This is a genomic window from Streptomyces sp. NBC_00223 (genome assembly GCF_036199905.1).
Classification (GTDB): domain Bacteria; phylum Actinomycetota; class Actinomycetes; order Streptomycetales; family Streptomycetaceae; genus Actinacidiphila.
Genome location: NZ_CP108109.1, coordinates 3,295,927 through 3,309,935 on the forward strand (window position 1 = coordinate 3,295,927; position 14,009 = coordinate 3,309,935).

Below are 14,009 nucleotides of genomic sequence, written 5' to 3' on the forward strand. Positions count from 1 at the left end.
AGCGGGCCCGGGTACGGGGGACGGGCCCGGCGGGCGGTACGGGTCAGGTGATGCGGGCCCGGCGGTACGGGTCCGCGCCCCGGCACGGGCCGACGGCACGGGCCCGGTGGTACGGGTCCGGCGGTACGGGTCCGGCGGTACGGGTCCGGCGGTACGGGTCCGCGCCCCGGCACGGGCCGACGGCACGGGTCCGCGCCCGGGACGTGACGGGCGGGCCCTGGCCGCCGCGGTGGGGCCGGGCCCGCCCTTCCGGCCCCGCGCCGCGCGGGCGGGACCCCGGCGGCGGAGGCCGGGGTCAGCGGGTGGCGGTCCGGGCCCGCGCCGGGGTGAGTTCCCCCGACGGTTCCCGCTCCCGCTCCCACTCGCCTTCCTCCCGTGCCCGCTCCCGGGCGTACACCCGGACCGGGAACGGCAGCCGGTAGCACGCGTCTCCCTCGTCGCTCCCCCACGCGTGGAAGACCACCAGATGGGAGGCGATCAGCCGCTCCACGGCCTTCTCCGCCTGCGGCAGCCCGCAGCCGAGCGCCGCCGCGGCCTCGTGCAGCCCGAACTCGGCGTCCGTGAGCAGGGCGACCCGGCGCAGGGTGGCCCGGTCGGCGGCGGGCAGGTCCTGGTACGCGCTGTCCAGCCGCGGCCGTACCCGTAGATCGCCCGCGACGAGTTCGTCGAGCAACTGCCGTTCGTCGGCCAGCCGTCGGGCGTAGCGGGCGAGGGTGAGATGGCGCAGCGCGGCGAGATTCGCGCCGACGATCCGGATCGGCAGCGGTAACAGCCCGCACACGGCCACGAGATCGCGGGCGGTGACCGGTTCCTCGGCCACCCGGCGCTGGCCGATCAGCCGGCCGAGCAGGGCCAGGCCCTCGGTCTCGTCCATCGGCTGGAGGTCGACATGCTCGACCGCTTCGAGGCCGACCAGCCGGCGCCGGCTGGTCACCACCACCCGGCTCTCGCCCGCGCCCGGCAGCATCGGTCTGACCTGGGCCTCGTCCAGCGCGCCGTCCAGCACGACGAGCATCCGCCGGTCGGCGAGCAGCGTGCGGTAGAGCGCGGCGCGCTCGTCCAGCGCGCGCGGCAGCGGCCCGGACGCCCCTACCCCGCGCAGGAGTTCGGCGAGCACGTCGACCGCGGGGCGCGGCCGGTTCTGGCCGTTGCGCAGCCGGACCAGCACCCGCCCGTCCGGGAAACGCCGTCCCCACTGGTGGGCGCAGTGCACCGCGAGCGCCGTCTTGCCGACCCCGGCCAGCCCGGTGACCACCGTGGCGCGGTGCGGCGCGGACGCGTCGACGGCGGCCGTCAGCTCTCGGACGTGTATGTCGCGGCCGGTGAAGTCGGCCAGATCCTGGGGCAGTTGGGTGCGGTCGGTGCGGATGACGACGGGCTTGGGGCGCTCCGCCGGTGACGGCTCAAGGCTGGGGTCGCCGCGCAGCATCGCCTCGTACAGCCGCCCGAGTACGGGGCTCGGCTGCATTCCGAGGTTGCGGACCAGGCCCTGCCGCATCGCGTCGAACTGCGCGAGCGCCTCCGCCTGCCGGCCGGACTGGTAGAGCGCGAGCATCTGGGCGTGCCGCAGCCGCTCGCGGTAGGGGTGGCGGCGGGCCAGCTCGTCGATGTCGTCCACGTGCTGGGCGTGGTGGCCGAGCGCCAACTCGGCCTGGCACCAGTCCTCGTAGACGGTCAGATAGCGGTCCTCCAGCTGCTCCGCCTCGCTGGCGAGCGCGGGGACCGACGCCAGGTCCGACAGCGCGGGGCCGCGCCACATGCCGACCGCCGTACCCAGCAGATGCGCTGCCTGGGTGCTGTCGCCGCTGCGCATGGCCAGCCGTCCGCCGCGCGCCAGCTCCTCGAAGCGCAGCAGGTCCAGCTGTTCGGCCTGGACGTGGATCACATACCCGGGTGGTCTGCGGACGAGCACCTGCTGGTGCCCGTCCCCGGGACACCCGCGTTCCTCGTCCCCGCGTAACGCCTTGCGCAGCGCGGAGACGTACACCTGGAGGTTCTTGTGCGCGGTCCGGGGCGGCGCGCCCGACCACAGCGCCTCGCAGAAGGCGTCCACGGACACGATCCGGTTGGCCCGGCAGAGCAGCAGCCCCAGCACGACCCGTTGCTTCAGGGGACCGAGGTGCAGTGGATGCGTCCCCGTGTGGGCCTCCAGCGCTCCCAGTATCCGGAAGCGCACGGGCGCCCTCGGTAAGGAGAGTTCCTCGACGACCCCTTCACCCACTGACCCTCCTGAGTTCGGTCGACTGTCCAGGTTCAGGTGCAGGCATGTACGGGTGGTGCGGACGTACGGCGTTGCCGACGTACGGCGGTACGGGCGCGCTGACGCGCGGACGGTGCTCGGGTGCGGCCGATACGTACCGCGGTGCGGTCGGTACGTACGGTGTATTCCCCAAGCGCATGTTGGCACCGCCCGCAGCCGGGGTCCACAGGGCCTCCACCCCCCAACGGGGGCAGTACAACCGGAATTTAAGAAATGCCTAACGCGGGCCGACCGGCCGACGCGGCACTTCCTCCCGGAAAATTCACCGCACGCGCCGCAATGACCCCTTGAGTCACATTGGACACGGTGACACGGACGTCAATGGGCGGCAAAGCCGGGCGGCGGAAATCCCTCACTCCTCGCCGGGCGGCGCCGTGCCCGGGGGTGGGCGCGGCCCGGCCCGCCACGGCCGACGGCGGCGGGGCGCCGGGTGTCCGGCGGATCCCCGGTCCCGCGCGACGGGCGGGTCGGCGGAGAACGGCTCGGCGAAGCGGCACTCGCCGCCGCGGCAGCGCCGCCGGTGGGCTCCCCTACGGCGTTGACTGTGGCCACCACGGACGCTCATCGAATGCAACTCCCGGATGTGGAACGGGAATTGGGCGACAATTCGCTGCCGTACCGCGGAGATGTCACGGCCCGCCCCGAATCCCCCGTTGGTGACCGCGATCCGGCCAAGCCGGGGTCGGGCGGCCGGGCCCGCTGCCAGACTCGGCCCATGGGGATCAGCAGGGGGACCACCGGGCGCCGCGGCGCCGTCCACGCGCTTCTGGTGGGGATCAACGACTACGGACCGGACGCCGCCCACGCGGCCCTGCGCGGCTGCCGCAACGACGTCGCGGCCGTCCGCGAGTGGCTGGAAGAGAACGTCGCGGGGCCGCTGTCCGTACACGAACTGCTCGACGGCGACGCCACCCGGGCGGCGGTCACGGCCGCCGTGCGCGACCACCTCGGGCAGGTGGGGCCCGGGGACACGGCGCTGTTCTGGTTCTCCGGGCACGGCACGCACCTCGTCACCGGTGACGGGGGCCGTCCGCGCAAGGAGAGCGCCGGGCGGGTCCCGGCGATGGCCTGCGTGGACGGGCCGGTGCTCGACCGGGAGCTCGGGGCGCTGCTCGACGGCGTGGCGGCGGGAGGCGCGCACACGGTGGCGGTGATGGACTGCTGCTACTCCGGGGGCCCGACGCGGGACACCGCCCTCACCCCCCGCTTTCTCGCCCCCTCCCCGCGGTGGCAACTCCCGGACCCCGCAGAGCCGTTCGGCGCCGCGACGGCCGCTCGCGCCGGCGCCGGGGCGGCGCCGGCCCGCCGGTACGTGGTGCTCGGGGCCGGCCGGCCGCGTCAACTCTCGTACGAGAAGCGGATCGAGGGCCGGGTGCACGGACTGTTCACGTGGTCGCTGCTGGACGCGCTGACCTCCGGGGCCTGGTCCGGCGCGACCTACCGCGAACTGCTGGTGGCCGCCCACGGCCGCGTGCAGACCATGGAGGCGCGGCAGCACCCCGTGCTGCTGCCGTCGGAGCCCGGCGGGGTCGCCGACCAGCCGTTCCTGGGCGGCGCGGTCCGCACCTCCGCCCCGCATCTGCTGCGGCACGGCCGCGAGGGGTGGGAGGTGGACTGCGGCACCGCGCACGGCCTGCGCGGCGGGCGGAGCGCGGGCACGGAGTTCGCGGTCGCGGGCGAAGCCGTCCCGGCCTCCCGCACGGGACGGGTGCGGGCCGTCGACGTGCGCGTCGACCACACCCTGGTCGGCGCGTCCGGCTGGACGCCCGACGAGAGCCTGGTCTATCCGGTCGAGGTCTCCGCGCTGGCGCTGCCGCCCGCGACCGTCGTGGTCGACGACACCGCCGACCCGGCCGCCGGTCTGTGGCTGCGCGAGGCGATCGCCGGCGCGCACCCCGACGGTGGCCCGACTCCCCTGCTGCGTACGGAGGTTGTGGGCACCGAGGGCCACGGCGGTCTGCTGCGGCTGCGGGCGGTGCTGCGCGGCGGGCGGGCCGTACTGCTGCGGCGTGACGGCACCCCGGCCGTACCGCCGCTGCCGCTCACCGAGCGCGCCGACGCCCGCCGGGTGGTGGCGTGCCTGATCCACCTCACCCGCTGGCACCAGGCCCGCGCGCTGTCCAACCCCGCGTCCCCGCTGGGCGGTCTGGTACGGATCGAGGTCGTGCCGTGGGACGGCGGCCCGCCGCTGACCGCCGCGCCGGGCGAGGACGTGGTCGTGCGGTACGGCGGGGCGCCGGGCCGCCGGCAGGAGCCGTGGGTGTCGCTGCGTATCCGCAACACCTCGCGGACCAGGACGCTTTGGTGCGCCCTGCTGGATCTCACCGACAGTTACGCGGGCCACAGCGCGCTCTTCCCCGGCGGCTTCATCGGCCCCGGCCGGACCGGATTCGCCCTGGACGGCGACCCCGTACGGCTCTCGCTCCCGCCGTCGCGGCCGCCGCGGCCGGGGGCGTACGCGCGCGACTGGCTCAAACTCATCGTCGCGGAGGGGGAGTTGAACACGCTGCCGTTCCAGCTGCCGCCGTGGAACCCGGGCGGTCCCGCCACCGCGGGTCCGACGGGCCCGGCCGCCGACGGGGTGTGGCGGCTGGCCCCCGACGGCGCTCGGGACGCGGACGTGACGCCCGGCCAGTGGGGTACGGCGCCGACCGTGGTCCTGCGTACGGTCGTCCCACCGGCCACGGCCTCCGGTACGTGATCCCCGGGCCGGTCGCGCGGTTCGCCCGGTTTACCCGTCCGAAACACACACTGCGCACAATCGTCGGTATGAAGATCGAACAAGTCCCGTGGTCGGACCCCGACGCCACCGCGCTGCGCACCGCCCAGCGCGCGGAGCTGACCGTGCGCTACGGAACTCCGGACAGCGAACCCGGCGTAGCCCCGTCGGAGGCGGACATCGCGGTGTTCTTCGTGGCCCGCGCGGACGACGGCACGGCGGTGGGCTGCGGCGGGCTGCGCCACCTCGGCGACGGCGTCGGCGAGATCAAGCGGATGTACGTCGACCCGGCGTCCCGCGGCTCCGGCGTCGCCCCGCGCCTCCTGCTCGCCCTGGAGGAGTGGGCCCGCGACCGGTCCTGGACCAGCCTCCGCCTGGAGACGGGCAACGCCCAGCCCGACGCCATCCGCTTCTACACCCGCTCCGGCTACACCCGCATCCCCAACTTCGGCGCCTACGCCACGTCCCCCATCTCCCTCTGCTTCGAACGCCCCCTCTGACCACCCCCAGCGCCGACGTCCCCGCTCGGGAGGGGCGGGGTCAGAGGGAGGTGGTGGTGAAGTCGCGGAAGGTGAGTTCGCAGTTGTCGGCGCGGAGGCCGACGCCGCCCGGGGGGCGGAGGGGGCCCGGGGTGTGGTCGTCGGCGGTCAGTACGGCTCTGCCGTCGATCTCCAGGCGCAGCCGCACCGCGCCCGAGGAGCGGTTCTCCACGCTCGCCCGGATGTGGTGCCACGTGTCGTACGCGAAGCCGTGGGCGGCCTCCGCGAGCGTGGCGTAGTCGCCGCCGTTGGCCGCCGCCGCGTCGTGCGCGGGGACCTTCCGCTTGATGACGACCTGCCCGTCGCGGCGGCGGAAGCTGAGCGCGTACAGCTCCTCGGGGCTGTGGTAGCGCAGCCAGACGTGCCCGCCGTCGTAGTCCTGGAGGGGGGTTCGCGCGGTGGTGACCGGGCGGCCGACCCGGACCGCGCAGCGCACCTCGACGTCGCCGAAGTCGCGCCGCCGGGTCACCATGCGGAAGACCGCAGAGTCGGTGAACCGGGCCGAGTCCGCGCCGGTCTCGCCGCCGTCGGGCCGCCCGGTCCAGCCGTCACCGTCCTTGGCGAAGAGCGAGCCGCTGGTGACCGACCAGTCCGGGTCGTTGACGGCGTCGGGGGCGTGCGGGCTGCGGTACGCGTACTCGTTGGTGACCAGGCCCGACCGCCCGAACCGCGCCGCGAACGGCGGGCTCGCCGGCAGCGCCGGCTCCCCGCCCCCGCCGCGCGTCTCCAGCACGGCCGCGGCGCCCGCGGCGGCGAGCACCACACCGCTGCCGACGCCGAACAGCAGCCGCCGCGAGATCCCGCCGGACGGACCCGGCTCCGGGCCCACGCCCAAAGCCCGCGGGCCCGCGCCCTCGTACTCCTCCGCCCCCGTCACCCTCAGACCCCCGAAGCCACGGACGCCTCGATCAGCTCCGGCCACGTCCGCCGCGTCAGATCGCGGTACGCCGAGAACGCCACCCCACCGACCTCCCCCTTCGCGAGCAGATGCATCTGCGTGGTCTCGTCCACCGTGATCACCGTCGACCCGTCGCTGACGGCGACCGTGACCTTGTGCGAGGAAGCGGGGGTGAGCACCCGGGTGCCCACCAGATCCTGCTCGTCCGCGTCCCCGGAGAATACCTGCAACCGGTCCCTGGACACCTGCACGCTGATCGCCAGCGGGCTGCCGACCCGGACCCAGATCGCCCCGCTGACCCCGCTGGTGAGCAGCCGGTCCACGGTGCCGGACACCGTGTAGTCCGTCCACGCGCCGGTGGTGTCCGGCTGGAAGGCGCCGTAGACGGAGAGGTTCCGCCCGGTCCGCGGCTCGATACCGCTGTGCGAGACCCGCAGCGGCGCCTCCACCCCGGGCGCGCTGAGCCAGGTCGCCGCGGGGTCGAGCAGCGTCGCGTCACTGACCGCGAGTTGGTTCGCGCCGTCCTGCGGCCGGGCCGTGCCGCCCTCGCGCTCCATCTGCGTGATCCTGAGCGACTCGATGGCCGGCCACTCGACCCCGCCCCGGTTGGTGCCGACCCGGATGCCCACCCCGCCGGTGAGGTCCGCGCCCGTCAGCTTCGAGGTCCAGGTGAGCTTGGTGTCGCCGTCGACGGTGGCCGTGGTGATCGAGCCGCTGACCATCACCTTGAGGGTGTGCTCCTCGCGGATGGGAATGGTCTCGCTGCGCACCTGCTTGTTGTTGACCTGCATGCTCATCGTGCCCTGGCTGACGCTCACGGTGACCGGTTCCAGGCTGTCGGTCCGTACGGTCAGGGCGCCCTGGTTGGTGCCGTTGCCGAGGTTGCCGATCGTCGCGGTGGCCTCGTAGCCGGTCCAGTCGAGGCTGTTCTTCGGCCGGTAGTCGGCCGCCGCGTAACGGGCCTTGGCGGGATGCGTGCCGCCGCCGGTGAAGGTGTCGAGCGTGGTGACCTGCGTACGGTCGCTCTTGACCCACAGCTTGGGCGTGGACAGCGGGTCGTCGGCGTTCGGCGGGACCTGGAGCCACGCGGCGACCTCACGGAGCAACTCGTCGGCCGTGGTGGTCTTGACGACCTCCAGCCGCTGTACGGTGTGCGCGGCCCCGGCCCGCCGGCTGGCGGTGAGCGGCCGGCTGGAGACGTCCGTCATGGTGGCGAGGAAGTGCTTCTCCAGCAGCTTCTGGGCGGTCAGATCGGTATCGGTCACATTGGAGCGGTCGGTCGCCTCGGAGAAGGGGAACGCGAACAGCAGCGGCTTGGGCAGCCCGTGCCGGGTGATGTCGCTGATCGACCCGGTGATGTCCTTCTCGACCCGGGCGTGGTACTCCGCCACGGTCTCCAGCCGGTTCTGCTCGGGCAGCCACAGCCGGTTGGCCAGCATGGAGCCGACATGCCCGGCCGCGTCCACCGGGGCCCGGCGGTGCGAGTCCTGGGTGTGGTCCTGGAAGTCCCAACGGCCGGAGCCGGCCATCCGCTTGATCTCGTTCCAGGTCAGATAGTACGGGCGGTCGTGGTCCACCCGTCCGGTGATCAGGAACGAGGTCGCGTGCATGTGGTGCCGGGCCAGGATGCGGTCGCCGTACACCCACAGGCCGTTGGTGCCGTCGTCGAAGGTGATCAGCACCGAGCGCGGCGGCGCGACACCGCCGCGCAGATACGTGGCGAACTCGTCCGCGGTGAGCGTGCGGTAGCCCGCCTGTTCCAGCGCGGCCAGTTGGGCGTCGAACGCCTTCGGGGTGACGACGTACGGGCTGCTGCTGTGCGGGCTGATGTCGTGGTAGGTCAGCACCACGGGGGCGCCGGTGGCCGGCAGGCCCTTGGCCGACTTGGTCCACGCGGCGGCCTGGGCGCTGTCGATGTGCTCGGCGCTCAGCCCGGCCTGCGGGGTCATGTACTTCTGGTAGTGGTAGTACTCGGAGGCCGCGTAGAACGGCAGCGCGAGCACCGCCAGTGCCATCGCCATGAGCAGCAGGCGCAGCGGCCAGTGCGCCGGGCCCCGGCTGTGGCCGCTGTGCCGGGGGCCGAGGGAGGTTGGGCTGGTCACGGAAGGATGCTCCCCCGGGTGAGGACGACGGCGTAGACGCCGCAGACCACGGCGACGGACAGCAGGGCGGCGATCAACCGGCCGACCCTGCGCAGGAGTTCGGTCATTACGGAGTCCTCCTCACAGGGTCCTGGACCAGACGCCGCGCCGGATGGTCGCGAAGGAGTACGGCAGCAGCCAGGCCAGCAGCGTCGCGGAGAGCAGGCTCATCAGCGGCCGGTAGCGCCAGCGGGCGTCGTGCGGGTTGTCGATCTTGAACGCCAGGCCCCAGACGCAGCCCTTGAGCACCACTCCGCACAGATAGAGCAGGGTCAGGAACGCGGCGCCGTGCAGCGGGGCCCAGACGATGTGCCGGAAGGCCATCAGCGGCGCGGCCACCACCCACAGGGCGTGCCCGTAGTAGAGGCAGGCCGGGCCGAAGCCGCGCCGCCACATGAACGAGCCGGTGAAGAACAGATTCCGGATGAAGCTCTTCTTCCAGCGGATCTGCTGCTTCATGAACGGCCGGAAGTGCTCGGGGACGTTGGTCCACACCTTGGCCGACTGGACATAGCCGATACGCCACTTGCGCTCGGGGTAGTTCTGCGCGGTGACGAACGGCGAGTCCGCGTACTGCTCCTTGAGCTTCTTGCCGCGCCACTTCTGCCCGAGCACATAGCCGGTCAGCTGACGGTCGGTGGCGAAGCGGAAGGGCGCGCCCATGAAGCGGTCGCCGGCCCAGGCCGGGAGGTAGTTGTAGATGGCGTCGCGGCGGAAGACCGCGAGCGGTCCGGAGACGCAGGTGACCGAGCCGAAGGTGGACTCGGCGGCCTTGGCCACCCGGAACTGCCCCTCGTACCAGACGTCCTGGGCCTTGGTGAAGATCGACGCCGTGACGTTGAGCGCCCGGCAGTGGCCGCTGACCGCGCCGAGTTCGGGGTGGTCGACCAGTGACTGCACACAGCGGCGCAGCGCGTCGGGCGCCATGATGCAGTCGGAGTCGGTGAAGGCGATGACATCGCCGTCGGCCAGCTCGCAGGCGCGGACCAGGGCGTGCTTCTTGCCGAGGTTCTTCTCCAGGTTGATCACGGTGATGCCCAGCTCGACCGACAGCCGTTGCAGGATCTCCCGGGTGCCGTCCTCGGAGAGGTCGTCGACCACGATGATCTGGAGATCGGGGTAGTCGCTGTCGGCCATCGAGCGGACACAGTCCTCGATGCACTCGGCCTCGTCCTTGACCGCGAGCAGGAAGCTCACCCGCGGCACGTCCGGCAGGGACGGGAACGAGCCGAGGTTGCGCGGCCGCTTGCGGAGCGTACGGGTCGAGGGGTCGTCGTAGCGGCTGTAGGCGATGAAGAGCATCGCGATCGTGCCGACCAGCACGGTGAAGCCGTAGCCGAGGATGAGCGGGCTCTGCAGCAGCCGGGGGGCCTCGCGGGCCAGCACCAGCAGCAGCGGCAGCAGACACAGCAGGGTGAGCACCCGTCGCACACCGTGGCGGATCGCGGGGTGCATCCGGTCGAGCGAGCGGCGGACCGGGCCGGGCGGGCGGACGGCCGCCTCGGCGGAGCGCAGCGGCGGCAGCGGCCGCGGGGTCCGCGCGGGACGCGGGACGCTCGCCGTAACGGGCGGCGGCGCCTGCCGCGGGATGTGCGTCCCGGTCTCGGGCCCGCCGTAGTGCCCGGCCGCCGCGGGGGCGAGGGCCGGCACGGGTACGGAGTCGTACGCGGCCACCGAGTCCCAGTCGTACGCGGGACGCTCGGCGTGCTCGTAGGCCGGCAGCTCGGCGTGGTCGTACGAAGCCGGCGGAGCGTACGCGTACGGCGGCTCGGTGTACTCGTGGGGCGCGGGCTCGGCGTAGTCGTACGTGGGCGGCGCGGGGTACGGGTCCTGCGGGGAGTGCCCGCCGTACGCCTGACCGCCGCTCCGACCGCCGTTCGCCTGTCCCTCGCTGTCCTTGTCCGGGTCCGTGGTCTCGCGGAACCAGGCGTCGCTCACAGGACCGCCTTCGCGGGGACGCCGGCCAGCCGGTAGGTCGCGTCCAGGACGTCCACGCGTCCGTCGAGCCACGCCAGGTCGGCACCCGGGTGGACGGTGTGCACCAGCACCAGGTCCCACGGCTGGTCCTCGGGCGCGGCCACGCTCTCCTGGAGCACCCCGCCCAGCCGCGCGGTCCGCACCAGCGGATCGGTGAAGCGCACCTCGGCGCCGGCGGCGGCCAGCTCCTCGATGATCTCCAGCGCGGGCGACTCGCGCAGGTCCGCGACGCCGGGCTTGTAGGCGATGCCGACGACCAGGACGCGCGCGCCGACCGTGGCAAGACCCCGCTCGCCCAGCAGCTCGCGCACCCGGCGGACCACCATGCCGGGACGGCCGGCGATGGCGGTCATGGCGGCCTCGATCACCGGCGAGGCGGTCCGCTCGGCGCGGAGCTGCCAGAGCAGGTAGTGCGGGTCGCAGGGTATGCAGTGCCCGCCGACGCCGGGTCCCGGGTAGAAGGGCATGAAGCCGTACGGCTTGGTGGCCGCGGCCTCGATCACCGGGATCGGGTCGATGCCGAGCGTGCGGCAGTTCTCGGCGAACTCGTTGGCCAGCGCGATGTTGACCGCGCGGAAGGTGTTCTCCCACAGCTTGGTCATCTCGGCGGCCTCGGGCGAGGGCAGGACGTGCACCGAGGGGGCGGTACGGGCCAGCACCGCGGCGGCCCTGTCGGTGGTCTCACGGCCGGTGCCGCCGACCACACGCGGAGTGGTGTCCTGGGTGTGCCGGGCGTTCCCGGGGTCGATCCGCTCGGGCGAGAAGGCCACGAAGATGTCCTCGCCGACCACGAAGCCGCGGGCGGTCAGCGGCTCGACCAGCAGGTCACGGGTGGTGCCGACGTAGGTGGTGGAGGTCAGCATCAGCAGCTGACCCGGCACGGCGTGCTCCACGACCGAGGCGCAGGCGGCGCTGAGGGCGCCGAGGTCCGGGACCAGGTGACGGTCGACCGGGGTGGGCACGCAGACGAGTACGGTCCTGGCGCGGGCCAGCGCCGCCGGGTCGCCGGTGAGCGTGAACCGGGGGTCGCCGGCGTGGGCGGCCAGGCGCTCGCGGTCGCTGGGCAGAAGGTCGACGTCGCCGCCGCGGATGTCGTCCAGGCGGCGGGCGCTCACGTCGAGGCCGATGACCTCGTTGCCCGCGGCGAGCAGGGCGAGCGCGGTGGGGAGTCCGACGTAACCGAGGCCGACCACCGCCACGGCCCCCTGCGCGGCATCCTCCTCGGGATTCCGGTCGGCGGTCTCGCCGAGCGTGTCGTCGGGGTGGAGGAGATGCAGTGACATGAAGACTCCGCGGACGAACGAATGTGATGCCGGTCGACCGACACACAGGCGTTGCCGCGAACCTCGCGCCGTGACCCCCCACGTGAACTGCCGCCAAGCCGCGTAAGCATCTGCGAGGCACTGTCTTGGGTCAAGCTTGCTCCAAGCACTGCATAACGATGCAAAGCAGACATTCGCCCGGTGTCTCATGTGGCGCCACCACGGCGTACGGCATCATGATCAGCGTGGAGAGCGAACTGGCGCGGCGACTGGTGCCCGACGGGCTGTGGGCGACGGTGGAGCCGCTGCTCCCGCCGTTCGCCCCGCGCCGCCAGGGCGGCGGCAGCGCGCCCGTGGACGAGCGGGCCGTGTTCACGGCGGTGGTCTACGTGCTGACCGACGGGTGCGCCTGGCGGGGGCTGCCGCCGTCCTTCGGGGTGTCCCCGGCCACGGCGCACCGCCGTTTCACGACGTGGACCGAGGCGGGCGTGTGGCGGCGCCTGCACCGGGCGGCCGCGGACGGGTCCGCGGCCGCGACGGCGGCCGAGCCGACGGCGGGGTCGGGGCCGGCGGGCGGGTGCGAGCTGGACTGGGTGGCGGCGATCGCCGCGGCGGCGACGGCCCGGGGCCGGCGGGCCACCACATGAGACGGCGCCGGACGGTGCACACAGCCCGTTTTAGCTCGACTTGATGCTAAATAATGATCGATCGTGGAACATAATTATGTGATGAAGTTGTGATGATTGACCGTTCTACCACTGAGCCCCACCACAACCCAAGTGACCCAAGCGCCCCCTGTTGCACCACCCACGAGCGCGAGCAATAGGGCCACGAGAACCGCGCGCCCAGCCCCCACCGACCCGCACCCGCAAGGGGCGCGAGGAACCGCGCGCCCAGCCCCCCACCGGCCGGTGGCCAAGGACCCACCCGCAAGGGGCAGCGCCCCGTAAGGGGCGCGGGGAACTGCGCGACCAGCCCCCACCGGCTGGCAGCCGGACGACGACCGCAAGGGGCACCCCCTCAGGGGCGCGAGGAACTGCGCGCCCAGCCCCCACCGGCCGGTGGGAAACGGCCCTCACGGTTCCTTCACATCCGCCCCGCCCGGGCCCGGGCCACATAGACCGTGTTCGCAGCCGAGCGCCCCTGCAAGGGATTCTCAAACCCCACCACATGAGCCACCCCCTCCCCGAAAACCCCCAGAAGCCCGGCCATGAACCCCTGATCCGGCGGATCGTTCGACCAGAGCGCGAACACACCCCCGGGCCTCAGCCGCGCGGCCAGCGCCCTCAGCCCGTCCTCCCGATAAAACCCCGCATGGCTCGCGTGCAGAACGTGCCGCGGCGAATGATCGACGTCCAACAAGATCGCGTCGAAGCGCCTCCCCGGCGCCTCGGGGTCCAGCCCGTCCCCCTCCTCCCCGACCATCGCGAAGAAGTCCCCCTCGACGAGTCGGCACCGAGGATCGGCCGCCAGCCCCGCCCCCATGGGCACGAGCCCGCGCCGATGCCACCCGATCACCTCACCGATCGCGTCCACCACGATCAGTGACCCCACCCGCGGATCGTCCAGCGCCGCCCGCGCCGTATAGCCCAGCCCCAGCCCGCCCACGGCGACGTCCAGCGCATCGCCCTCCGCCTGCGCCAGGCCGAGCCGGGTGAGGGCGACCTCGCCCTCGGTGAAGAGGCTGGACATCAGGTACTCGTCGCCGAGCTTCACCTCGTAGACGTCCTCGCCGGACGCCGGGTCCCGCCTGCGCCGCAGGCTGATCTCGCCCCTCGGCGTCGGCTGCCAGTCCAGCTCCTCGAAGCGCGCGCTCATCCGTTCACCCTTCTCCAGGGGCCGGTCGGGGCCCCGCCACCGTGAGCGTCGCTCCGGCCCCGGCAACCTACCGGCCCGCGGGCGCCCGGCGCGGCCCGCCCCGACGCCCGCCGCTCCGCCGGCCGCGGGCCTGTCGTACGGCCGCCGCGGGCCCGCCACCCGCCCGCCGCAGCCCGCCGGGGCCCGCCGGGGCCCGCAGAAACGGGCCGTACGGCACCCCCTGAATTCGACCACATACCGCGTTTTTCCGGTCACGCGGAATGACCGCCGGGAGGCCGCCGTGTGACCTCCTCTATAGGACGTGCGTCACATACTAAGCAGCTTAGTGGGCCGTACTCCCGTCATATGGCGAATGCATGCCGATCCCTCTGCACCTCACCGTTCCGCTACGCCTC

General features: G+C 73.3%; 9 protein-coding genes. 3 read left to right on the forward strand and 6 right to left on the reverse strand.

Features of this window, described 5'->3' with window-relative positions:
- Nucleotides 1-295: 295 nt before the first annotated feature.
- The gene (locus OHA30_RS13795) at nt 296-2,221 is read right to left on the reverse strand and encodes an AfsR/SARP family transcriptional regulator (RefSeq protein WP_328914130.1); all 1,926 of its coding nucleotides are present in this window, start codon (nt 2,219-2,221) and stop codon (nt 296-298) included.
- Between the two features lie 754 nt (nt 2,222-2,975).
- On the opposite strand from OHA30_RS13795, the gene OHA30_RS13800 reads away from it, so the two are divergent.
- Both OHA30_RS13800 and OHA30_RS13805 read left to right on the forward strand, forming a co-directional pair.
- Nucleotides 2,976-4,961 carry a caspase family protein gene (locus tag OHA30_RS13800; RefSeq protein WP_328914131.1) on the forward strand — a complete coding sequence of 662 codons (1,986 nt, stop codon included), beginning with the start codon at nt 2,976-2,978 and terminating at the stop codon, nt 4,959-4,961.
- 68 nt (nt 4,962-5,029) lie between these two features.
- Complete coding sequence (locus OHA30_RS13805; RefSeq protein WP_328914132.1) at nt 5,030-5,479, forward strand: GNAT family N-acetyltransferase; 450 nt, start codon at nt 5,030-5,032, stop codon at nt 5,477-5,479.
- 40 nt (nt 5,480-5,519) lie between these two features.
- Here OHA30_RS13805 and OHA30_RS13810 read toward each other — a convergent pair whose 3' ends face one another.
- From OHA30_RS13810 to OHA30_RS13825, 4 genes are all read right to left on the reverse strand, one after another.
- The gene (locus tag OHA30_RS13810; protein WP_328914133.1) at nt 5,520-6,395 is read right to left on the reverse strand and encodes a hypothetical protein; all 876 of its coding nucleotides are present in this window, start codon (nt 6,393-6,395) and stop codon (nt 5,520-5,522) included.
- Between the two features lie 2 nt (nt 6,396-6,397).
- Nucleotides 6,398-8,518 (reverse strand): polysaccharide deacetylase family protein, encoded by a 2,121-nt coding sequence (locus OHA30_RS13815; protein WP_328914134.1) that lies wholly within the window; start codon nt 8,516-8,518, stop codon nt 6,398-6,400.
- A 120-nt stretch (nt 8,519-8,638) separates the two neighbouring features.
- On the reverse strand, nt 8,639-10,495 hold the full coding sequence (locus tag OHA30_RS13820; RefSeq protein ID WP_405785588.1) for a glycosyltransferase family 2 protein: 1,857 nt from the start codon (nt 10,493-10,495) through the stop codon (nt 8,639-8,641).
- Entirely contained in the window at nt 10,492-11,817 is a 1,326-nt protein-coding gene (locus OHA30_RS13825; RefSeq protein ID WP_328914135.1) for a nucleotide sugar dehydrogenase, read from the reverse strand. The genes OHA30_RS13820 and OHA30_RS13825 overlap by 4 nt, the downstream gene beginning before the upstream one ends.
- Nucleotides 11,818-11,975: 158 nt before the next feature.
- Between OHA30_RS13825 and OHA30_RS13830 the strand changes: the two genes are divergently transcribed.
- Nucleotides 11,976-12,443 (forward strand): transposase, encoded by a 468-nt coding sequence (locus OHA30_RS13830; RefSeq protein ID WP_328914136.1) that lies wholly within the window; start codon nt 11,976-11,978, stop codon nt 12,441-12,443.
- Nucleotides 12,444-12,882: 439 nt separating this feature from the next.
- Here OHA30_RS13830 and OHA30_RS13835 read toward each other — a convergent pair whose 3' ends face one another.
- Nucleotides 12,883-13,614, reverse strand: a complete 732-nt coding sequence (locus tag OHA30_RS13835; RefSeq protein ID WP_328914137.1) for a spermidine synthase — start codon at nt 13,612-13,614, stop codon at nt 12,883-12,885.
- Between the last annotated feature and the right edge of the window lie 395 nt (nt 13,615-14,009).

What these genes read in the sequence shown, in the direction of transcription:
- OHA30_RS13805 (WP_328914132.1), top strand. Translation starts at nt 5,030, where the DNA reads ATGAAGATCGAACAAGTCCCGTGGTCGGACCCCGACGCCACCGCGCTG.
- OHA30_RS13830 (WP_328914136.1), top strand. Translation starts at nt 11,976, where the DNA reads ATGCAAAGCAGACATTCGCCCGGTGTCTCATGTGGCGCCACCACGGCG.
- OHA30_RS13825 (WP_328914135.1), bottom strand. Translation starts at nt 11,817, where the DNA reads ATGTCACTGCATCTCCTCCACCCCGACGACACGCTCGGCGAGACCGCC.
- OHA30_RS13835 (WP_328914137.1), bottom strand. Translation starts at nt 13,614, where the DNA reads ATGAGCGCGCGCTTCGAGGAGCTGGACTGGCAGCCGACGCCGAGGGGC.
- OHA30_RS13800 (WP_328914131.1), top strand. Translation starts at nt 2,976, where the DNA reads ATGGGGATCAGCAGGGGGACCACCGGGCGCCGCGGCGCCGTCCACGCG.